The sequence below is a fragment of the Vibrio sp. 10N.261.51.F12 genome, assembly GCF_041471725.1.
Lineage (GTDB): Bacteria > Pseudomonadota > Gammaproteobacteria > Enterobacterales > Vibrionaceae > Vibrio.
This window is the reverse complement of record NZ_JBFROV010000073.1, coordinates 1-247: the sequence shown is the minus strand read 5'-3', so window position 1 is coordinate 247 and position 247 is coordinate 1. Positions and strand designations below refer to the sequence as shown.

The window sequence follows — 247 nt, the reverse complement described above, 5'->3', positions numbered from 1 at the left end:
TGATGGTGATGGTCTGTGGCTCACTTGAGAGCCCTTCGTTATCAATCGCAACGTAAGTAAAGGTCACGTCTTCAGTTTGACCATTAGTCAGGTCTTGGAAGTCCTCACCTGGATCAAAGGTATAGGTGCCATTGTTGAAGTTCAATGACCCTTTGCCATCCGGAACGTCGCTAGCCAAGGCGTAAGACGCCACGGTGCCATCGACATCGGATCCTTCCGGTACCTCACGAGTGATCGAGGTGTCTTC

At 51.0% G+C, this 247-nt stretch carries 1 protein-coding gene; it reads right to left on the bottom strand.

All coding sequences use genetic code 11. The features are described from left to right. The coding region (locus AB4405_RS24300; protein ID WP_372063109.1) for an Ig-like domain-containing protein at positions 1-247 on the bottom strand (247 nt) is incomplete at both ends.